Origin of the sequence: Shigella sp. FC1567, assembly GCF_001743015.1 — a bacterium.
Classification (GTDB): Bacteria; Pseudomonadota; Gammaproteobacteria; order Enterobacterales; family Enterobacteriaceae; genus Escherichia; species Escherichia coli.
The window spans coordinates 45,404-66,629 of sequence record NZ_MIIV01000333.1; the positions used below are offsets into that span (position 1 = coordinate 45,404).

The window sequence follows — 21,226 nt, forward strand, 5'->3', positions numbered from 1 at the left end:
ACGTGATTGATAAATCCGCCTTTGTGCATCCAACCGCCATTGTGGAAGAGGGCGCGTCAATTGGCGCGAACGCACACATTGGTCCTTTTTGTATCGTTGGACCCCATGTCGGAATTGGTGAGGGTACCGTACTGAAATCTCACGTTGTCGTGAATGGTCATACTAAAATTGGCCGCGATAATGAGATTTATCAGTTCGCCTCCATCGGCGAAGTTAACCAGGATCTGAAATATGCTGGCGAACCGACCCGTGTGGAAATCGGCGATCGTAACCGCATTCGCGAAAGCGTCACCATTCATCGTGGCACAGTCCAGGGCGGTGGATTGACGAAGGTGGGCAGCGACAACTTACTGATGATCAACGCGCACATTGCGCACGATTGTACGGTAGGTAACCGCTGTATTCTCGCCAACAACGCAACGCTGGCGGGTCACGTATCGGTTGACGACTTCGCGATCATCGGCGGCATGACCGCAGTCCATCAGTTCTGCATCATTGGTGCGCACGTGATGGTTGGCGGCTGCTCCGGTGTGGCGCAGGACGTCCCTCCTTATGTCATTGCGCAGGGTAACCACGCAACGCCGTTCGGTGTCAATATCGAAGGGCTGAAGCGCCGCGGATTCAGCCGTGAGGCGATTACCGCTATCCGCAATGCGTATAAGCTGATTTATCGTAGCGGTAAAACGCTCGATGAAGTGAAACCGGAAATTGCTGAACTGGCGGAAACATATCCGGAAGTGAAAGCCTTTACCGATTTCTTTTCACGCTCAACGCGCGGTCTGATTCGTTAATGACTGAACAGCGTCCATTAACGATTGCCCTGGTCGCCGGAGAAACCTCCGGCGATATCCTAGGGGCCGGTTTAATCCGCGCTCTGAAAGAACGTGTGCCCAACGCCCGCTTTGTTGGTGTTGCCGGGCCACGAATGCAGGCTGAAGGCTGCGAAGCCTGGTACGAAATGGAAGAACTGGCGGTGATGGGCATTGTTGAAGTGCTCGGTCGTCTGCGTCGCTTACTGCATATTCGTGCCGATCTGACAAAGCGTTTTGGCGAACTGAAGCCAGATGTTTTTGTTGGTATTGATGCGCCTGACTTCAATATTACTCTTGAAGGTAACCTCAAAAAGCAGGGTATCAAAACCATTCATTACGTCAGTCCGTCAGTCTGGGCGTGGCGACAGAAACGTGTTTTCAAAATAGGCAGAGCCACCGATCTGGTGCTCGCATTTCTGCCTTTCGAAAAAGCGTTTTATGACAAATACAACGTACCGTGCCGCTTTATCGGTCATACCATGGCTGATGCCATGCCATTAGATCCAGATAAAAATGCCGCCCGTGATGTGCTGGGGATCCCTCACGATGCCCACTGCCTGGCGTTGCTACCGGGGAGCCGTGGTGCAGAAGTTGAAATGCTTAGTGCCGATTTCCTGAAAACGGCCCAGCTTTTGCGCCAGACATATCCGGATCTCGAAATCGTGGTGCCACTGGTGAATGCCAAACGCCGCGAGCAGTTTGAACGCATCAAAGCTGAAGTCGCGCCAGACTTTTCAGTTCATTTGCTGGATGGGATGGGCCGTGAGGCGATGGTCGCCAGCGATGCGGCGCTACTGGCGTCGGGTACGGCAGCCCTGGAGTGTATGCTGGCGAAATGCCCGATGGTGGTGGGATATCGCATGAAGCCTTTTACCTTCTGGTTGGCGAAGCGGCTGGTGAAAACTGATTATGTCTCGCTGCCAAATCTGCTGGCGGGCAGAGAGTTAGTCAAAGAGTTATTGCAGGAAGAGTGTGAGCCGCAAAAACTGGCTGCGGCGCTGTTACCGCTGTTGGCGAACGGGAAAATCAGCCACGCGATGCACGATACCTTCCGTGAACTGCATCAGCAGATCCGCTGCAATGCCGATGAGCAGGCGGCACAAGCCGTTCTGGAGTTAGCACAATGATCGAATTTGTTTATCCGCACACGCAGCTGGTTGCGGGTGTGGATGAAGTCGGACGCGGGCCGTTAGTTGGCGCGGTCGTCACCGCTGCGGTGATCCTTGACCCGGCGCGCCCGATTGCCGGGCTGAATGATTCCAAAAAGCTGAGCGAAAAACGCCGTCTGGCGCTCTGTGAAGAGATCAAAGAGAAAGCGTTGAGCTGGAGTCTGGGCCGCGCGGAACCCCACGAAATCGACGAGCTGAACATTCTTCATGCGACCATGCTGGCGATGCAGCGTGCCGTCGCTGGGCTGCATATTGCGCCGGAATATGTGTTGATTGATGGTAACCGCTGCCCGAAATTACCGATGCCTGCGATGGTTGTGGTGAAAGGCGATAGCCGCGTACCGGAAATCAGTGCCGCGTCTATCCTGGCGAAAGTGACGCGTGACGCCGAAATGGCGGCGCTGGATATTGTTTTCCCGCAATATGGTTTTGCCCAACACAAAGGGTACCCAACCGCTTTTCATCTGGAAAAACTGGCTGAACACGGCGCGACCGAACACCATCGGCGCAGCTTTGGGCCTGTCAAACGCGCACTGGGACTTGCGTCCTGATTCTTGTGTCGAGATTAAGTAAACCGGAATCTGAAGATGTCTGAACCACGTTTCGTACACCTGCGGGTGCACAGCGACTACTCGATGATCGATGGCCTGGCCAAAACTGCACCGTTGGTAAAAAAGGCGGCGGCGTTGGGTATGCCAGCACTGGCGATCACCGATTTCACCAACCTTTGTGGTCTGGTGAAGTTCTACGGAGCGGGACATGGCGCAGGGATTAAGCCTATCGTCGGGGCAGATTTTAACGTCCAGTGCGACCTGCTGGGTGATGAGTTAACCCACCTGACGGTACTGGCGGCGAACAATACCGGCTATCAGAATCTGACGTTGCTGATCTCAAAAGCGTATCAGCGCGGGTACGGTGCCGCTGGGCCGATCATCGATCGCGACTGGCTTATCGAATTAAATGAAGGGTTGATCCTTCTTTCCGGCGGGCGCATGGGCGACGTCGGACGCAGTCTTTTGCGTGGTAACAGCGCGCTGGTAGATGAGTGTGTCGCGTTTTATGAAGAACACTTCCCGGATCGCTATTTTCTCGAGCTGATCCGCACCGGCAGGCCGGATGAAGAAAGCTATCTGCACGCGGCGGTGGAACTGGCGGAAGCGCGCGGTTTGCCCGTCGTGGCGACTAACGATGTGCGCTTTATCGACAGCAGCGACTTTGACGCACACGAAATCCGCGTCGCGATCCACGACGGCTTTACCCTCGACGATCCTAAACGCCCGCGTAACTATTCGCCGCAGCAATATATGCGTAGCGAAGAGGAGATGTGTGAGCTGTTTGCCGACATCCCCGAAGCCCTTGCCAACACCGTTGAGATCGCCAAACGCTGTAACGTAACTGTGCGTCTTGGTGAATACTTCCTGCCGCAGTTCCCGACCGGGGACATGAGCACCGAAGATTATCTGGTCAAGCGTGCAAAAGAGGGCCTGGAAGAGCGTCTGGCCTTTTTATTCCCTGACGAGGAAGAACGTGTTAAGCGCCGCCCGGAATATGACGAACGTCTGGAGACTGAACTTCAGGTTATCAACCAGATGGGCTTCCCGGGCTACTTCCTCATCGTTATGGAATTTATCCAGTGGTCGAAAGATAACGGCGTACCGGTAGGGCCAGGCCGTGGCTCCGGTGCGGGTTCACTGGTGGCCTACGCGCTGAAAATCACCGACCTCGATCCGCTGGAATTTGACCTGCTGTTCGAACGTTTCCTTAACCCGGAACGTGTCTCCATGCCTGACTTCGACGTTGACTTCTGTATGGAGAAACGCGATCAGGTTATCGAGCACGTAGCGGACATGTACGGTCGTGATGCGGTATCGCAGATCATCACCTTCGGTACAATGGCGGCGAAAGCGGTGATCCGCGACGTAGGCCGCGTGCTGGGGCATCCGTACGGCTTTGTCGATCGTATCTCGAAACTGATCCCGCCCGATCCGGGGATGACGCTGGCGAAAGCGTTTGAAGCCGAGCCGCAGCTGCCGGAAATCTACGAAGCGGATGAAGAAGTTAAGGCGCTGATCGACATGGCGCGCAAACTGGAAGGGGTCACCCGTAACGCCGGTAAGCACGCCGGTGGGGTGGTTATCGCGCCGACCAAAATTACCGATTTTGCGCCGCTTTACTGCGATGAAGAGGGCAAACATCCGGTCACCCAGTTTGATAAAAGCGACGTTGAATACGCCGGACTGGTGAAGTTCGACTTCCTTGGTTTGCGTACGCTCACCATCATCAACTGGGCGCTGGAGATGATCAACAAGCGGCGGGCGAAGAATGGCGAGCCGCCGCTGGATATCGCCGCGATCCCGCTGGATGACAAGAAAAGCTTCGACATGCTGCAACGCTCGGAAACCACGGCGGTATTCCAGCTTGAATCGCGCGGCATGAAGGATCTGATCAAGCGTCTGCAACCTGACTGCTTCGAAGATATGATCGCACTGGTGGCGCTGTTCCGCCCAGGTCCGTTGCAATCAGGGATGGTGGATAACTTTATCGACCGTAAACATGGTCGCGAAGAAATCTCCTATCCGGACGTACAGTGGCAGCATGAAAGCCTGAAACCGGTACTGGAGCCAACCTACGGCATCATCCTGTATCAGGAACAGGTCATGCAGATTGCGCAGGTGCTTTCTGGTTATACCCTCGGTGGCGCGGATATGCTGCGTCGTGCGATGGGTAAGAAAAAGCCGGAAGAGATGGCTAAGCAGCGTTCTGTATTTGCTGAAGGTGCAGAAAAGAACGGAGTCAACGCCGAACTGGCGATGAAAATCTTCGACCTGGTGGAGAAATTCGCGGGTTACGGATTTAACAAATCGCACTCTGCGGCCTATGCTTTGGTGTCATATCAAACGTTATGGCTGAAAGCGCACTATCCGGCGGAGTTTATGGCGGCGGTAATGACCGCCGATATGGACAACACCGAGAAGGTGGTGGGCCTGGTGGATGAGTGCTGGCGGATGGGGCTGAAAATCCTGCCACCAGATATAAACTCCGGTCTTTACCATTTCCACGTCAACGACGACGGCGAAATCGTGTATGGTATTGGCGCCATCAAAGGGGTAGGTGAAGGTCCGATTGAGGCCATCATCGAAGCCCGTAATAAAGGCGGCTACTTCCGCGAACTGTTTGATCTCTGCGCCCGTACCGACACCAAAAAGTTAAACCGGCGGGTGCTGGAAAAACTGATCATGTCCGGGGCGTTTGACCGTCTTGGGCCACACCGCGCGGCGCTGATGAACTCGCTGGGTGATGCGTTAAAAGCGGCAGATCAACACGCGAAAGCGGAAGCTATCGGTCAGGCCGATATGTTCGGCGTGCTGGCCGAAGAGCCGGAACAAATTGAACAATCCTACGCCAGCTGCCAACCGTGGCCGGAGCAGGTGGTGTTAGATGGGGAACGTGAAACGTTAGGTCTGTACCTTACGGGACACCCTATCAACCAGTATTTAAAAGAGATTGAGCGTTATGTCGGAGGCGTAAGGCTGAAAGACATGCACCCGACAGAACGTGGTAAAGTCATCACGGCTGCGGGGCTCGTTGTTGCCGCGCGGGTTATGGTCACCAAGCGCGGCAATCGTATCGGTATCTGCACGCTGGATGACCGTTCCGGGCGGCTGGAAGTGATGTTGTTTACTGACGCCCTGGATAAATACCAGCAATTGCTGGAAAAAGACCGCATACTTATCGTCAGCGGACAGGTCAGCTTTGATGACTTCAGCGGTGGGCTTAAAATGACCGCTCGCGAAGTGATGGATATTGACGAAGCCCGGGAAAAATATGCTAGCGGGCTTGCTATCTCGCTGACGGACAGGCAAATTGATGACCAGCTTTTAAACCGACTCCGTCAGTCTCTGGAACCCCACCGCTCTGGGACAATTCCAGTACATCTCTACTATCAGAGGGCGGATGCACGCGCGCGGTTGCGTTTTGGCGCGACGTGGCGTGTCTCTCCGAGCGATCGTTTATTAAACGATCTCCGTGGCCTCATTGGTTCGGAGCAGGTGGAACTGGAGTTTGACTAATACAGGAATACTATGAGTCTGAATTTCCTTGATTTTGAACAGCCGATTGCAGAGCTGGAAGCGAAAATCGATTCTCTGACTGCGGTTAGCCGTCAGGATGAGAAACTGGATATTAACATCGATGAAGAAGTGCATCGTCTGCGTGAAAAAAGCGTAGAACTGACACGTAAAATCTTCGCCGATCTCGGTGCATGGCAGATTGCGCAACTGGCACGCCATCCACAGCGTCCTTATACCCTGGATTACGTTCGCCTGGCATTTGATGAATTTGACGAACTGGCTGGCGACCGCGCGTATGCAGACGATAAAGCTATCGTCGGTGGTATCGCCCGTCTTGACGGTCGTCCGGTGATGATCATTGGTCATCAAAAAGGTCGTGAAACCAAAGAAAAAATTCGCCGTAACTTTGGTATGCCAGCGCCAGAAGGTTACCGCAAAGCACTGCGTCTGATGCAAATGGCTGAACGCTTTAAGATGCCTATCATCACCTTTATCGACACCCCGGGGGCTTATCCTGGCGTGGGCGCAGAAGAGCGTGGTCAGTCTGAAGCCATTGCACGCAACCTGCGTGAAATGTCTCGCCTCGGCGTACCGGTAGTTTGTACGGTTATCGGTGAAGGTGGTTCTGGCGGTGCGCTGGCGATTGGCGTGGGCGATAAAGTGAATATGCTGCAATACAGCTCCTATTCCGTTATCTCGCCGGAAGGTTGTGCGTCCATTCTGTGGAAGAGCGCCGACAAAGCGCCGCTGGCGGCTGAAGCGATGGGTATCATCGCTCCGCGTCTGAAAGAGCTGAAACTGATCGACTCCATCATCCCGGAACCGCTGGGCGGCGCTCACCGTAACCCGGAAGCGATGGCGGCATCGTTGAAAGCGCAACTGCTGGCGGATCTGGCCGATCTCGATGTGTTAAGCACTGAAGATTTAAAAAATCGTCGTTATCAGCGCCTGATGAGCTACGGTTACGCGTAATTCGCAAAAGTTCTGAAAAAGGGTCACTTCGGTGGCCCTTTTTTATCGCCACGGTTTGAGCAGGCTATGATTAAGGAAGGATTTTCCAGGAGGAACACATGAACATCATTGCCATTATGGGACCGCATGGCGTCTTTTATAAAGATGAGCCCATCAAAGAACTGGAGTCGGCGCTGGTGGCGCAAGGCTTTCAGATTATCTGGCCACAAAACAGTGTTGATTTGCTGAAATTTATCGAACATAACCCTCGAATTTGCGGCGTGATTTTTGACTGGGATGAGTACAGTCTCGATTTATGCAGCGATATCAATCAACTTAATGAATATCTCCCGCTTTATGCCTTCATCAACACCCACTCGACGATGGATGTCAGCGTGCAGGATATGCGGATGGCGCTCTGGTTTTTTGAATATGCGCTGGGGCAGGCGGAAGATATCGCCATTCGTATGCGTCAGTACACCAACGAATATCTTGATAACATTACGCCGCCGTTCACGAAAGCCTTGTTTACCTACGTTAAAGAGCGGAAGTACACCTTTTGTACGCCGGGGCATATGGGCGGCACCGCATATCAAAAAAGCCCGGTTGGCTGCCTGTTTTATGATTTTTTCGGCGGGAATACCCTCAAGGCTGATGTCTCTATTTCGGTCACCGAGCTTGGTTCGTTGCTCGACCACACCGGGCCACACCTGGAAGCGGAAGAGTACATCGCGCGGACTTTTGGCGCGGAACAGAGTTATATCGTTACCAACGGAACATCGACGTCGAACAAAATTGTGGGTATGTACGCCGCGCCATCCGGCAGTACGCTGTTGATCGACCGCAATTGTCATAAATCGCTGGCGCATCTGTTGATGATGAACGATGTAGTGCCAGTCTGGCTGAAACCGACGCGTAATGCGTTGGGGATTCTTGGTGGGATCCCGCACCGTGAATTTACTCGCGACAGCATCGAAGAGAAAGTCGCTGCCACCACGCAGGCACAATGGCCGGTTCATGCGGTGATTACCAACTCCACCTATGATGGCTTGCTCTACAACACCGACTGGATCAAACAGACGCTGGATGTCCCGTCGATCCACTTCGATTCCGCCTGGGTGCCGTACACCCATTTTCATCCGATCTACCAGGGGAAAAGTGATCTTCGAAACGCAATCGACCCACAAAATGCTGGCGGCGTTATCGCAGGCTTCGCTGATCCACATTAAAGGCGAGTATGACGAAGAGGCGTTTAACGAAGCCTTTATGATGCATACCACCACCTCGCCCAGTTATCCCATTGTTGCTTCGGTTGAGACGGCGGCGGCGATGCTGCGTGGTAATCCGGGCAAACGGCTGATTAACCGTTCGGTGGAGCGGGCGCTGCATTTTCGCAAAGAGGTCCAGCGGTTGCGGGAAGAGTCTGACGGTTGGTTTTTCGATATCTGGCAACCGCCGCAGGTGGATGAAGCCGAATGCTGGCCCGTTGCGCCAGGCGAACAGTGGCACGGCTTTAACGATGCGGATGCCGATCATATGTTTCTCGATCCGGTTAAAGTCACTATTTTGATACCGGGGATGGACGAACAGGGCAATATGAGCGAGGAGGGGATCCCGGCGGCGCTGGTGGCAAAATTCCTCGACGAACGTGGGATCGTAGTAGAGAAAACCGGCCCTTATAACCTGCTGTTTCTCTTTAGTATTGGTATCGATAAAACCAAAGCAATGGGATTATTGCGTGGGTTGACGGAATTTAAACGCTCTTACGATCTCAACCTGCGGATCAAAAATATGCTACCCGATCTCTATGCTGAAGATCCCGATTTCTACCGCAATATGCGTATTCAGGATCTGGCGCAAGGGATCCATAAGCTGATTCGTAAACACGATCTTCCCGGTTTGATGTTGTGGGCATTCGATACTTTGCCGGAAATTATCATGACGCCACATCAGGCATGGCAGAGACAGATTAAAGGTGAAGTAGAAACCATTGCGCTGGAACAACTGGTCGGTAGAGTATCGGCAAATATGATCCTGCCTTATCCACCGGGCGTACCGCTGTTGATGCCAGGAGAAATGCTGACCAAAGAGAGCCGCACGGTACTCGATTTTCTACTGATGCTTTGTTCCGTAGGGCAACATTACCCCGGTTTTGAAACGGATATTCACGGCGCGAAACAGGACGAAGACGGCGTTTACCGCGTACGAGTCCTAAAAATGGCGGGATAACTTGCCAGAGCGGCTTACGGGCGAGTAACGTGCTGTTAACAAATAAAGGAGACGTTATGCTGGGTTTAAAACAGGTTCACCATATTGCGATTATTGCGACGGATTATGCGGTGAGCAAAGCTTTCTACTGCGATATTCTTGGTTTCACGCTGCAAAGCGAAGTCTATCGCGAAGCGCGCGACTCGTGGAAAGGGGATTTGGCGCTTAATGGGCAATATGTGATTGAGCTTTTCTCTTTTCCGTTCCCGCCGGAGCGCCCCAGCCGACCGGAAGCTTGCGGCCTGCGTCATCTGGCTTTTAGCGTTGATGACATCGATGCGGCAGTGGCGCACCTTGAAAGCCATAACGTGAAGTGTGAAGCCATCCGTGTCGATCCATACACGCAAAAACGCTTCACCTTCTTTAACGATCCGGACGGGCTGCCGTTGGAACTGTATGAGCAGTAAGGCTTGTCATCGCCGCATTTGCCCGGTAACGTGCCGGGCATTGCTACTGTAAAATCGCACCATCATGACACTCACGCTCAATAGACAACTTCTCACCTCACGCCAGATTTTGGTCGCCTTTAGCGGCGGGCTTGACTCCACCGTTCTGCTGCATCAGTTGGTGCAGTGGCGGACGGAAAATCCGGGCGTCACTCTGCGCGCTATTCATGTGCATCACGGTTTAAGTGCCAATGCCGATGCCTGGGTTACGCATTGCGAAAACGTCTGCCAACAGTGGCAGGTGCCGCTGGTGGTCGAACGCGTACAACTTGCGCAAGAGGGGCTGGGGATTGAGGCCCAGGCGCGGCAGGCGCGTTATCAGGCATTTGCCCGTACCCTATTGCCCGGCGAAGTGCTGGTCACCGCGCAACATCTCGACGATCAATGTGAAACCTTTCTGCTGGCGCTAAAACGCGGTAGCGGCCCTGCCGGGCTTTCGGCTATGGCGGAAGTTTCGGAGTTTGCCGGAACACGGCTTATCCGCCCGTTGCTTGCCCGCACGCGGGGGGAACTGGCGCAGTGGGCATTGGCGCATGGTTTACGCTGGATTGAAGACGAAAGTAATCAGGACGACTCATACGATCGTAACTTTCTGCGCCTGCGCGTAGTGCCGTTATTGCAGCAGCGTTGGCCGCATTTTGCGGAAGCAACGGCCCGCAGCGCCGCACTTTGTGCTGAACAAGAGAGTCTGTTGGATGAACTGCTGGCGGATGATTTAGCACACTGCCAAACGTCGCAGGGGACGCTGCAGATTGCGCCAATGCTGGCGATGAGTGATGCCCGCCGCGCGGCGATTATCCGTCGCTGGCTGGCAGGGCAGAATGCACCAATGCCTTCCCGCGACGCGCTGGTGCGGATCTGGCAGGAAGTGGCGCTGGCGCGGGAAGATGCCTCCCCCTGTTTACGCTTGGGCGCGTTTGAAATCCGCCGCTATCAGTCGCAACTGTGGTGGATTAAATCCGTCACCGGGCAAAGTGAAACCATTGTGCCGTGGCAGACGTGGCTACAACCGCTGGAATTACCGGCGGGGCTGGGAAGCGTACAGCTTACTGCGGGAGGCGATATTCGCCCTCCGCGTGCAGACGAAGCGGTCAGCGTGCGTTTCAAATCGGCAGGATTGCTGCATATTGTCGGGCGCAACGGCGGACGTAAGCTGAAGAAAATCTGGCAAGAGTTAGGCGTGCCGCCGTGGCTACGTGACACCACGCCACTGCTGTTTTATGGCGAAACGCTGATTGCGGCGGCAGGGGTATTTGTGACGCAAGAAGGTGTGGCTGAAGGTGAGAATGGCGTAAGTTTTGTCTGGCAGAAAACGCTTAGTTAAGTGAAAGCCGGATAAGACGCATCAAACGTCGCATCCGGCGAAAGTCAATCAGGACTCGCTCACCACCACCGTACCGATTTCCGGGTGGCTAAAGCTGGTAATTTTATCCAGACGTAGCTCACGGGTTTCGCCAGCGGCCTCGACGACCAGATACTCCACATTTTTGCGGGAGACTAAATCGCTGGCTTTTGCCTGCAATTTTTCGCCATCTTTCAGCTCAAGTGTCAGCATTAAATGATGCTGGCAGGCGAGCTCAAGATTATCGTAATCATCACAATTGATTGGTTGATACGTATCATTCATTAACATAATCGCTCACCAGTAAGTTTGCCGCAGCGTATGCTGCTTTTTCCCTGACAGCCTCAGAAAGGGCGTCGTCGGCAGCCATTTCATTCAGCACTTTCAAAACGCAGCCCAGCGCGTCCGGAACGTATCCTAAGTCTCCGCTGGCGATTTCCGCGTACCGCTTGCGTATTAACTCACAATATTTTTCCACATGCCCTCCTGTCAGCACACTGACTTAACCGTGGATGCAAGTCTAAGCCTACGAAGATAAACTCTGTTTCGCAAGGTGACTATACCACACTCATTTCTGCAATATCAGCGCCGCAACTGCACGTATTCCGTTACAATGGCCTCCTGATTCGAAAGGAGTTTTCTTATGGCGCTTAAAGCGACAATTTATAAAGCGACGGTTAATGTGGCCGATCTCGACCGCAACCAGTTTCTCGATGCCTCTCTGACGCTGGCGCGCCACCCTTCAGAAACCCAGGAGCGTATGATGCTGCGCCTGCTGGCGTGGCTGAAATATGCTGATGAACGTCTGCAATTTACCCGTGGTTTGTGTGCCGATGATGAGCCGGAAGCGTGGCTGCGTAACGATCACCTGGGCATTGATTTGTGGATTGAGCTGGGGCTGCCGGATGAGCGGCGGATTAAGAAAGCCTGCACCCAGGCCGCAGAAGTGGCGCTGTTTACCTATAATAGTCGGGCGGCGCAAATCTGGTGGCAGCAAAATCAGAGCAAATGTGTGCAGTTTGCCAATCTTTCCGTCTGGTATCTGGACGATGAACAACTGGCGAAAGTAAGCGCCTTTGCCGATCGTACCATGACGCTGCAGGCAACGATTCAGGATGGCGTGATCTGGTTATCGGACGATAAGAATAATCTGGAAGTTAACTTAACCGCCTGGCAACAACCTTCATGATTGTGATTTCCCGACATGTTGCTATTCCCGATGGTGAGCTTGAGATCACCGCCATTCGTGCGCAGGGCGCGGGCGGGCAGCATGTTAATAAGACCTCAACGGCCATTCATCTGCGTTTTGACATTCGGGCGTCCAGCCTGCCAGAGTATTACAAAGAGCGTCTGCTCGCCGCCAGCCATCATTTGATCAGCAGTGATGGCGTGATTGTCATTAAGGCACAGGAATACCGCAGTCAGGAACTGAACCGCGAAGCCGCGCTAGCCCGGCTGGTGGCAGTGATTAAAGATTTAACAACAGAACAAAAAGCCCGACGACCCACGCGGCCCACCCGTGCATCGAAAGAGCGCAGGCTGGCATCGAAAGCACAAAAATCAAGCGCGAAGGCGATGCGCGGCAAAGTACGCAGCGGTCGGGAATAAAAAGAAGGAATAGATGGTGAAAAAAGCGATAGTGACAGCGATGGCTGTAATCAGCCTCTTTACTCTGATGGGATGTAATAACCGGGCCGAAGTCGATACGCTTTCTCCAGCACAGGCTGCCGAACTGAAACCGATGCCGCAAAGTTGGCGCGGCGTGCTGCCGTGTGCTGATTGTGAAGGAATCGAAACCTCTCTGTTCCTCGAAAAAGACGGAACATGGGTGATGAATGAGCGTTATCTCGGTGCTCGTGAAGAACCTTCCTCCTTCGCTTCCCACGGTACATGGGCGCGAACCGCTGACAAGCTGGTATTAACCGACAGCAAAGGTGAAAAGTCATATTATCGGGCGAAAGGCGATGCGCTGGAGATGCTCGATCGTGAAGGCAATCCGATTGAATCGCAGTTCAACTATACGCTGGAACCGGCACAATCCAGTTTACCTATGACGCCGATGACCCTGCGAGGCATGTATTTTTATATGGCTGATGCGGCGACCTTCACTGATTGCGCGACCGGAAAACGTTTCATGGTAGCGAATAACGCAGAGCTGGAGCGTGGCTACCTGGCTGCGCGCGGTCACAGTGAAAAACCGGTGTTACTGTCAGTAGAAGGTCACTTTACGCTTGAGGCTAATCCGGATACTGGTGCGCCAACCAAAGTATTAGCGCCCGATACGGCGGGTAAATTTTACCCGAATAAGGATTGCAGTAGTTTGGGGCAGTAAACCTGCTTAAGGCAGAAACAAACGCAAAACAGGCCAGAAGGATATATTTCAACATTTTGAATTTGCACGTTTTTTGTAGGCCGGATAAGGCGTTTACGCCGCATCCGGCAATGGTGCTCAACGCCTGATGCGACGCTGGCGCGTCTTATCATGCCTACAACCCCCCTCATACCTTAAGGCGGATAAGGCATTTACTTTATCACCGGGTCAAACCAACAAAGCGACCCGCCTTGATATAAATCCCTGGCTTCAGGTGCCCAACATACTGTAACTGCGTTTCTGGCTTAAACGCAGAGACATCACCAATACGCATATGCATCAGATCGGCAGGGCTAATCCAGCCCGATTGCGCCAGTGTAAGTGGATGTCCGGCTTTGGCAAATGCATCAGTGACAAATTCCGAACAAAACCACGACTTTTTGTCTCCTTCGCCCACACTGCTTAACTGCGCTTTCGCCAGGCCGCTGACGCACTGCTGGCGAAAATCCTCGGAGAACTGATTCAGTGAGCACATCTGGCGAGTCACCATAAAGGGAATAAATTCGACAATGCCGCGATAGTTATAACCGCTATCTTTGATTTTATTGGCAAACGCGGTGATATCTGTGGCTTGTTGCGGGGTAAGATCCGGGACTCGTAAGACGAAAAGCTTATCACTATGCTTCATCGCTTTTTTAAGGGAAACAATCTGGACGCCAGCGCCTGTCGCTTCTGCAACGTTATTATCACCCAGAAAGATTGCAACGTGACTCACAGAGGAAGTGCTGAAGACGCGGATTCCAAATGAGGTTACCCCAAGGCTTGAGGAGAACAGCAAATCGCCGGGTTTGAGATCAGGTGCCGTTATTTCTTTTATTGATTGTTCGGTGAAAGAGCTTTGATGCTGGAATTTGACAGCCCATGTTTTTGCCTCGGCATCTACTGCTGTGGCTGATGGGGCTGGCTGATATCAACGGTACAAGCCGAAAGTAAAAGAAAGCTGGGGAGAAGCAGGCGGCAGTACGCCTTTGGTTTATCCATTTTATACAATCCATGTAAAAAAGGGCCCTGAAATTCAGGACCCTTTCTGGCATCAGCCTTTAATCTGTTTCACCAGATATTCGACGATGTCACCAGTCTTAATTAACTGTTTCTCGCCGTTGCGACGATATTTATATTCGATATCGTCGTTGTCGAGGTTACGGTCGCCCAGCACAATAGTGTGCGGAATACCGATCAGTTCCATATCAGCAAACATCACGCCCGGACGCTCTTTGCGGTCATCCAGCAGCACTTCGATACCTTGTGCACGCAGTTCGCTGTACAGTTTCTCAGCAAGCTCTTGTACGCGGAAGGATTTGTGCATGTTCATCGGCAGAATCGCCACCTGGAACGGCGCGATAGCGTCAGGCCATACGATGCCGCGTTCGTCGTAGTTCTGCTCAATCGCCGCAGCTACCACACGCGTTACCCCGATACCGTAGCAACCCATCGTCAGGATTTGGTTACGGCCATCTTCACCCTGTACGGAGGCTTTCAGTGCTTCGGAGTACTTGGTACCCAGCTGGAAGATGTGACCAACTTCGATACCACGTTTGATCAGCAGCGTACCCTGGCCATCCGGGCTTGGATCGCCAGCCACCACGTTACGGATATCTGCAACTTCCGGGGTAGCGACATCGCGATCCCAGTTGATACCGAAGTAGTGTTTACCATCGATGTTAGCACCAGCAGCGAAATCACTCATCGCCGCAACGGTACGGTCAATCACCACCGGAATCGGCATGTTTACCGGACCCAGTGAACCCGGACCGGCTTTAACCACAGCACGAATTTCTTCTTCGGTCGCGAAAGTCAGCGGGCTTGCAACCTGCGGCAGTTTTTCTGCTTTAACTTCGTTCAGCTCGTGATCACCGCGCACCAGCAGCGCAACCAGCGGGAAGCTGCTGCCTTCAACCGCTTTAACCAGCAGAGTCTTAACCGTTTTCTCAATCGGCAGATTGAACTGTTCAACCAGTTCCGCGATGGTTTTCGCGTTCGGCGTATCAACCAGCGTCATTTCCTGGGTAGCAGCAGCGCGCGGTTCTTTCGGCGCGATAGCTTCTGCCAGTTCAATGTTCGCTGCATAGTCAGAGGTGTCGGAGAAGACCACATCGTCTTCACCGCTCTGCGCCAGCACCTGGAATTCGTGAGAGGCGCTGCCGCCGATAGAACCGGTGTCGGCTTGCACGGCGCGGAAATCCAGCCCCATGCGGCTGAAGATTTTGCTGTAGGCCGCATACATTGCATCGTAGGTTTCCTGCAGGGATTCCTGAGAAGTATGGAAAGAGTAAGCATCTTTCATCAGGAATTCGCGGGAACGCATGACGCCGAAACGCGGACGCACTTCGTCGCGGAACTTGGTCTGGATCTGATAGAAGTTCAGCGGCAGCTGTTTGTAAGAGCTAAGCTCGTTACGAATCAGGTCAGTGATAACTTCTTCATGAGTTGGGCCGAGTACGAACGGACGCTCGCCACGGTCAACAAAACGCAGCAGTTCCGGACCGTACTGTTCCCAACGACCACTCTCTTGCCACAAATCGGCTGGCTGAACCACCGGCATCGACACCTCGATTGCACCGGCGTTGTTCATCTCTTCACGCACGATGTTTTCGACTTTTTTCAGAACGCGCACGCCGGTCGGCAGCCAGGTATATAACCCGGAGGCCAGCTTGCGGATCATCCCGGCGCGCAGCATCAGCTGATGGCTGATCACCTCGGCGTCGGCAGGTGTCTCCTTGAGAGTGGAGAGCAGGTATTGGCTAGTACGCATGTTGTTACGGTTCCAGTTGGAAGGTAGAACAGGCTCAAGGCGAGCCTGGGACAAAAAAAGTGATTTAGTTTACCAGTGCAAAAGAAATGTCAAAAGAGAAGGGCGTGAATTTAACGCGGTTCCAGCGCAAAGACTTCAAAACCTGCGTCGGTGACGCGCCAGCGAACGTTAAAATCATGTAGCCAGACGGCATAGGTTTTGCCCGTTTCCTCACCTTTATGATAGGCCGGGCGCGGGTCCTGCGCCAGTACTTCGCGGATAAACAGCGTTAACTGCGGATAACGCTTCTCCAGCGTCAAAAGCTGCTTTTCGACCTCTGCGGTAAAACTCACCGCCATCTCTGCAGCTGGCGCACTTTGCGCATAGCTGGCACTGGCATCGGGAAGCGATTCGGCAAAGGGGAGATACGGTTTGATATCCACTACCGGCGTACCATCGACCAGATCCAGACTGCCGAGCTTCAGAATCACGCTGTCTTTATGGCAAACAACCTCTTTCAGCTCTACCAGCGACATACCAATTGGGTTAGGGCGGAAAGTAGAGCGTGTTGCGAAAACCCCCATTCTGGCGTTACCGCCGAGGCGCGGTGGACGCACAGTCGGACGCCAGCCGCCTTCCATCGTTTGATGAAAGACGAAAAGGATCCATAAATGGCTGAACGCTTCCAGGCCGCGAACGGCGTCGGCCTGGTTGTAGGGAGCAATGAGATGCAGTTCGCCGTTGGCGCTTTTTACCAGACCTGGCTGGCGCGGAACGGCGAATTTTTCTTTATAGGGCGAGCGAATAACGCCTATTTGCTCGAACTGGAAACTGCTCATTTCGCCGTAATGTTAAGCGCAGAGCCGATACATACAGCCTGACGATAGCAGCCTGGCGTACCGCTGGTGACTTCGCAGCTATGCAGTAATACCGCATTGGCTTTCATTTTAGAGGCGTTGATTTGCATCCGCTTACGCGCGGTTGGAATGCTCGGCGGAGAGTCCTGATTAGAGGCCTGGCAAGAGTCGCCACTGACTTCACCGAGATCGCGGAACGGTTTGCCGACTAATTCTTCTGCATTGGTATAAATTCGGACCGGCGTGGCGCGCGGCGCTTTCGGTTTTGCAGGCTCCGCTTTCGGCTGGGGTGCAGTGCTTTGAACGGGTTCGACAGGGGATCTGCTTAACATGGAACAGCCGCTTAGCATGAGTGCTACTAAACAGATCGGTAAAGCACGCATAGTATTTCCTCAATGTATGATCAAAACGTCAATATTGAATCAGGAGCTTGTAAAAATGACAAGACGGGCAAGTGCCCATCCTGAATGATATTACAAATTGTGGAAACAGCCTAAAAATTACCAGCCTTTAACAGCGCCGCCGTTAAACACTTTGTTTGCTGCTTCGTAAACTTCATCAGACTGATAAGCCTGGACGAATTTCTTCACGTTCTCGGCGTCTTTGTTATCTTCACGCGTTACGATCAGGTTTACGTACGGGGAGTCTTTATCTTCGACAAAGATACCGTCTTTCGCTGGAGTCAGGCCAATCTGGCTGGCATAGGTGGTATTGATAACTGCCAGAGCGATTTGTGCGTCGTCCAGAGATCGAGGCAGCTGCGGTGCTTCCAGCTCAACAATTTTCAGATTTTTTGGGTTCTCAACAACATCAAGTACGGTCGGCAGCAGGCCAACGCCATCTTTCAGTTTGATCAAGCCCACTTTTTGCAGCAGCAGCAGTGAACGACCAAGGTTAGTTGGATCGTTTGGCACGGCAACCTGCGAACCATCCTGCAGTTCATCCAGTGATTTGATTTTCTTGGAGTAACCAGCAATCGGATAAACAAAAGTGTTGCCTACTGCGACCAGTTTGTAGCCACGATCTTTCAGTTGCTGATCAAGGTACGGTTTATGCTGGAAGGCGTTGGCGTCGATATCGCCTTTGCTCAATGCTTCGTTTGGCAGAACATAGTCGTTGAAGGTTACCAGCTCAACGTCCAGGCCATATTTGTCTTTCGCAACTTTCTGCGCGACTTCTGCAACCTGCTGTTCGGCACCAACAATCACGCCGACTTTAATGTGGTTTGGATCTTTTTCATCCTGACCGCAGCCTACCAGTGCCAGTGATCCAATCAGGGCTCCCACTGCCGCAAAGGTTTTGAATTTGAACGCCATACCTTATTCCTTCTTCAATTATTTATGTTGTGTTGAACGTTACTTGCGAGTGACAGCCCGGACGATGCGGTCGCCTGCGAACTGAATTAAATAAACCAGAATGACCAGCAATACCAGTACCGTATTCATCACCGTCGCGTTATAGCCGATGTAGCCATACTGATAGCCAATCTGACCTAAACCACCGGCACCGACAGCACCACCCATCGCGGAATAACCGACTAGGGTAATCAGGGTGATAGTTGCCGCATTCACCAGACCCGGCAATGCTTCCGGTAACAGCACTTTACGGACGATCTGCATCGGCGTGGCACCCATTGCACGGGAAGCTTCAATTAACCCGGTTGGGATCTCCAGCAGAGCGTTCTCGACCATACGGGCAATAAACGGTGCTGCACCAACGGTTAACGGAACAATCGCTGCCTGCAAACCAATCGATGTACCAACAATAACGCGGGTAAACGGAATCATCCATACCAGCAAGATAATGAACGGGATAGAACGGAAAATGTTCACAATCGCAGAAACGGTACGATACAGCTTCGCGTTAGCAATAATTTGCCCCGGACGCGTGACATAAAGCAGAACGCCAACCGGCAGACCAATCACAAAGCCAAAAAAACCGGATACGAAGGTCATTGCCAGCGTTTCCCATACGCCACGAACCAGCAGCCACATCATCGGCTCAGACATAACCCAGTACCTCTACTTTTACATGGTGTTCCTGCAGCCAGGCAATGGCGGCTTGCGTATCTTGTTGTGTGCCGTGCATTTCAGTCAGCATGATGCCGAACTTAACGCCACCGGCGTAGTCCATCTGCGCGCTAATAATGTTGTTGTTGACGTTGAAACGACGCGCGGTTTCAGAAAGCAGTGGGGCATCGACCGATTGACCGGTAAACTCCAGACGCAGCATCGGCACGCAGTCAGTAAATGGCTCCGCTTGCAGACGTTCCTGGTAATCTTCCGGGATATCCAGATGCAGGGTCGACTGAATAAACTTCTGCGCCAGCGGCGTTTTAGGATGCGAGAACACTTCACTTACCGTGTCCTGCTCGATCAGTTCGCCATTGCTGATGACCGCCACGCAATCACAAATACGCTTCACAACGTCCATTTCGTGGGTGATCAACAGAATCGTCAAACCCAGACGGCGGTTAATGTCTTTCAGCAGTTCGAGAATAGAACGTGTCGTTGCCGGGTCAGCGCGCTGGTGGCTTCATCACACAGCAATACTTTGGGATTGCTGGCTAATGCACGGGCAATCGCCACACGTTGTTTCTGCCCACCGGAAAGATTCGACGGGTAGCTATCATGCTTATCGCCAAGACCAACCAATGACAGCAATTCCGTCACGCGACGTTTGATCTCGTCTTTCGGTGTGTTGTCCAGCTCCAGCGGCAGAGCCACGTTGCCAAAAACAGTACGCGAAGAGAGCAGGTTAAAATGCTGGAAAATCATACCAATCTGGCGGCGAGCTTTGGTCAACTCGGATTCTGACAGCGTGGTCAGTTCCTGGCCATCGACCAGCACGCTACCCTCGGTTGGGCGCTCCAGCAGGTTTACACAACGTATAAGCGTACTCTTACCCGCGCCTGAGGCACCGATAACGCCATAAATTTGTCCAGCTGGCACATGCAGGCTGACGTTGTTCAACGCCTGGATGATGCGGGTGCCCTGGTGGAACACTTTGGTGATATTCGAAAGTTTTATCATTGATTATTTATTATCGTCATTAAGTTAGTCGTGGCATCTCGAATGCCTGAAACGGGCAACGCCGTCAATGAAATGGATGTTAAGGCATCCAGACGTCTAAATCAATCAGGTTTATGCGAAGAGCACTTTCTTGCAGGTCGAAACATGCGATACTAGCGTCACATGCCTTATTAAGGAGCTATAAAAGGTGGCAAAGAGCGTACCCGCAATTTTTCTTGACCGTGATGGCACCATTAATGTCGATCACGGCTATGTCCATGAGATCGACAACTTTGAATTTATCGACGGTGTTATTGACGCCATGCGCGAGCTAAAAAAAATGGGCTTTGTGCTGGTGGTAGTAACCAACCAGTCTGGCATTGCTCGCGGTAAATTTACCGAAGCACAGTTTGAAACGCTGACCGAGTGGATGGACTGGTCGCTGGCGGACCGAGATGTCGATCTGGATGGTATCTATTATTGCCCGCATCATCCGCAGGGTAGTGTTGAAGAGTTTCGCCAGGTCTGCGACTGCCGTAAACCACATCCGGGGATGCTTTTGTCAGCACGCGATTATTTGCATATTGATATGGCCGCTTCTTATATGGTGGGCGATAAATTAGAAGATATGCAGGCAGCGGCTGCGGCGAACGTGGGAACAAAAGTGCTGGTGCGTACGGGTAAACCTATTACGCCTGAAGCAGAAAACGCGGCGGATTGGGTGTTAAATAGCCTGGCAGACCTGCCGCAAGCGATAAAAAAGCAGCAAAAACCGGCATAATGATTAAAAGATGAGCGATTGAAATAAAAATGCATTTTTCCACTTGTCTTCCTGAGACGACTCCCTATAATGCGCCTCCATCGACACGGCGGATGTGAATCACTTCACACAAACAGCCGGTTCGGTTGAAGAGAAAAATCCTGAAATTCAGGGTTGACTCTGAAAGAGGAAAGCGTAATATACGCCACCTCGCGACAGTGCGCTAAAGTGCGTCGCAACTGCTCTTTAACAATTTATCAGGCAATCTGTGTGGGCACTCGAAGATACGGATTCTTAACGTCGCAAGACGAAAAATGAATACCAAGTCTCAAGAGTGAGCACGTAATTCATTACGAAGTTTAATTCTTTGAGCATCAAACTTTTAAATTGAAGAGTTTGATCATGGCTCAGATTGAACGCTGGCGGCAGGCCTAACAC

General features: G+C 52.5%; 18 protein-coding genes and 3 pseudogenes. 12 read left to right on the top strand and 9 right to left on the bottom strand.

What is annotated here, in order from left to right; genetic code table 11:
* Window positions 1-2: 2 nt before the first annotated feature.
* The 8 genes and pseudogenes from lpxA (at window position 3) to tilS (ending at window position 11,040) form a co-directional block, all read left to right on the top strand.
* Entirely contained in the window at window positions 3-791 is a 789-nt protein-coding gene (gene lpxA / locus BHE85_RS17220; RefSeq protein ID WP_000565978.1) for an acyl-ACP--UDP-N-acetylglucosamine O-acyltransferase, read from the top strand.
* The gene (gene lpxB, locus BHE85_RS17225; RefSeq protein ID WP_000139665.1) at window positions 791-1,939 is read left to right on the top strand and encodes a lipid-A-disaccharide synthase; all 1,149 of its coding nucleotides are present in this window, start codon (window positions 791-793) and stop codon (window positions 1,937-1,939) included. Before lpxA ends, lpxB begins: the two co-directional genes overlap by 1 nt.
* Window positions 1,936-2,532, top strand: a complete 597-nt coding sequence (gene rnhB / locus BHE85_RS17230) for a ribonuclease HII (protein ID WP_000569422.1) — start codon at window positions 1,936-1,938, stop codon at window positions 2,530-2,532. Before lpxB ends, rnhB begins: the two co-directional genes overlap by 4 nt.
* A gap of 36 nt (window positions 2,533-2,568) precedes the next feature.
* Window positions 2,569-6,051 (top strand): DNA polymerase III subunit alpha, encoded by a 3,483-nt coding sequence (dnaE, locus tag BHE85_RS17235; protein WP_001294775.1) that lies wholly within the window; start codon window positions 2,569-2,571, stop codon window positions 6,049-6,051.
* A 12-nt stretch (window positions 6,052-6,063) separates the two neighbouring features.
* Window positions 6,064-7,023, top strand: a complete 960-nt coding sequence (gene accA, locus BHE85_RS17240; protein ID WP_000055739.1) for an acetyl-CoA carboxylase carboxyl transferase subunit alpha — start codon at window positions 6,064-6,066, stop codon at window positions 7,021-7,023.
* Window positions 7,024-7,121: 98 nt separating this feature from the next.
* Window positions 7,122-9,231: pseudogene (gene ldcC / locus BHE85_RS17245) on the top strand (lysine decarboxylase LdcC).
* Between the two features lie 56 nt (window positions 9,232-9,287).
* Window positions 9,288-9,677: a VOC family protein gene (locus tag BHE85_RS17250; RefSeq protein ID WP_000901098.1), complete on the top strand. Its 390-nt coding sequence runs from the start codon at window positions 9,288-9,290 to the stop codon at window positions 9,675-9,677.
* Between the two features lie 64 nt (window positions 9,678-9,741).
* Window positions 9,742-11,040 (top strand): tRNA lysidine(34) synthetase TilS, encoded by a 1,299-nt coding sequence (gene tilS / locus BHE85_RS17255; RefSeq protein ID WP_000176568.1) that lies wholly within the window; start codon window positions 9,742-9,744, stop codon window positions 11,038-11,040.
* A 48-nt stretch (window positions 11,041-11,088) separates the two neighbouring features.
* Here the strand turns inward: tilS and rof are convergent, their stop codons facing one another.
* Both rof and BHE85_RS17265 read right to left on the bottom strand, forming a co-directional pair.
* On the bottom strand, window positions 11,089-11,349 hold the full coding sequence (gene rof / locus BHE85_RS17260) for a Rho-binding antiterminator (protein ID WP_000928910.1): 261 nt from the start codon (window positions 11,347-11,349) through the stop codon (window positions 11,089-11,091).
* Window positions 11,336-11,536, bottom strand: coding sequence for a YaeP family protein (locus BHE85_RS17265; protein ID WP_000417058.1), 201 nt, complete (start codon window positions 11,534-11,536; stop codon window positions 11,336-11,338). Before BHE85_RS17265 ends, rof begins: the two co-directional genes overlap by 14 nt.
* 165 nt (window positions 11,537-11,701) lie before the next feature.
* On the opposite strand from BHE85_RS17265, the gene BHE85_RS17270 reads away from it, so the two are divergent.
* Genes BHE85_RS17270 through nlpE form a run of 3 tightly spaced genes read left to right on the top strand, consistent with a single transcriptional unit; the run spans window position 11,702 to window position 13,390 of the window.
* Window positions 11,702-12,247 carry a YaeQ family protein gene (locus tag BHE85_RS17270; protein WP_001185290.1) on the top strand — a complete coding sequence of 182 codons (546 nt, stop codon included), beginning with the start codon at window positions 11,702-11,704 and terminating at the stop codon, window positions 12,245-12,247.
* Window positions 12,244-12,666, top strand: coding sequence for an alternative ribosome rescue aminoacyl-tRNA hydrolase ArfB (gene arfB / locus BHE85_RS17275; protein WP_000635542.1), 423 nt, complete (start codon window positions 12,244-12,246; stop codon window positions 12,664-12,666). Before BHE85_RS17270 ends, arfB begins: the two co-directional genes overlap by 4 nt.
* 13 nt (window positions 12,667-12,679) lie before the next feature.
* Window positions 12,680-13,390: an envelope stress response activation lipoprotein NlpE gene (nlpE, locus tag BHE85_RS17280; protein WP_039063967.1), complete on the top strand. Its 711-nt coding sequence runs from the start codon at window positions 12,680-12,682 to the stop codon at window positions 13,388-13,390.
* Between the two features lie 199 nt (window positions 13,391-13,589).
* Here nlpE and BHE85_RS17285 read toward each other — a convergent pair.
* The 7 genes and pseudogenes from BHE85_RS17285 to metN all read right to left on the bottom strand — a co-directional run bounded on the left by BHE85_RS17285 (window position 13,590) and on the right by metN (window position 20,049).
* Window positions 13,590-14,410 (bottom strand): annotated as a pseudogene (locus tag BHE85_RS17285) (YaeF family permuted papain-like enzyme).
* A 52-nt stretch (window positions 14,411-14,462) separates the two neighbouring features.
* Window positions 14,463-16,181: a proline--tRNA ligase gene (proS, locus tag BHE85_RS17290; RefSeq protein WP_001260712.1), complete on the bottom strand. Its 1,719-nt coding sequence runs from the start codon at window positions 16,179-16,181 to the stop codon at window positions 14,463-14,465.
* Between the two features lie 110 nt (window positions 16,182-16,291).
* Complete coding sequence (tsaA, locus tag BHE85_RS17295; protein ID WP_000094009.1) at window positions 16,292-16,999, bottom strand: tRNA (N6-threonylcarbamoyladenosine(37)-N6)-methyltransferase TrmO; 708 nt, start codon at window positions 16,997-16,999, stop codon at window positions 16,292-16,294.
* Window positions 16,996-17,400, bottom strand: a complete 405-nt coding sequence (rcsF, locus tag BHE85_RS17300; RefSeq protein ID WP_001202329.1) for an Rcs stress response system protein RcsF — start codon at window positions 17,398-17,400, stop codon at window positions 16,996-16,998. Before rcsF ends, tsaA begins: the two co-directional genes overlap by 4 nt.
* Window positions 17,401-17,517: 117 nt before the next feature.
* Window positions 17,518-18,333, bottom strand: coding sequence for a methionine ABC transporter substrate-binding lipoprotein MetQ (metQ, locus tag BHE85_RS17305; protein WP_000874224.1), 816 nt, complete (start codon window positions 18,331-18,333; stop codon window positions 17,518-17,520).
* 39 nt (window positions 18,334-18,372) lie between these two features.
* Window positions 18,373-19,026 (bottom strand): methionine ABC transporter permease MetI, encoded by a 654-nt coding sequence (locus BHE85_RS17310; RefSeq protein ID WP_001294600.1) that lies wholly within the window; start codon window positions 19,024-19,026, stop codon window positions 18,373-18,375.
* Window positions 19,019-20,049, bottom strand: a pseudogene (gene metN, locus BHE85_RS17315) (methionine ABC transporter ATP-binding protein MetN). The gene BHE85_RS17310 and the pseudogene metN overlap by 8 nt, the downstream one beginning before the upstream one ends.
* Window positions 20,050-20,236: 187 nt before the next feature.
* On the opposite strand from metN, the gene gmhB reads away from it, so the two are divergent.
* Window positions 20,237-20,809, top strand: coding sequence for a D-glycero-beta-D-manno-heptose 1,7-bisphosphate 7-phosphatase (gene gmhB, locus BHE85_RS17320; protein WP_001140195.1), 573 nt, complete (start codon window positions 20,237-20,239; stop codon window positions 20,807-20,809).
* Window positions 20,810-21,226 lie beyond the last annotated feature (417 nt).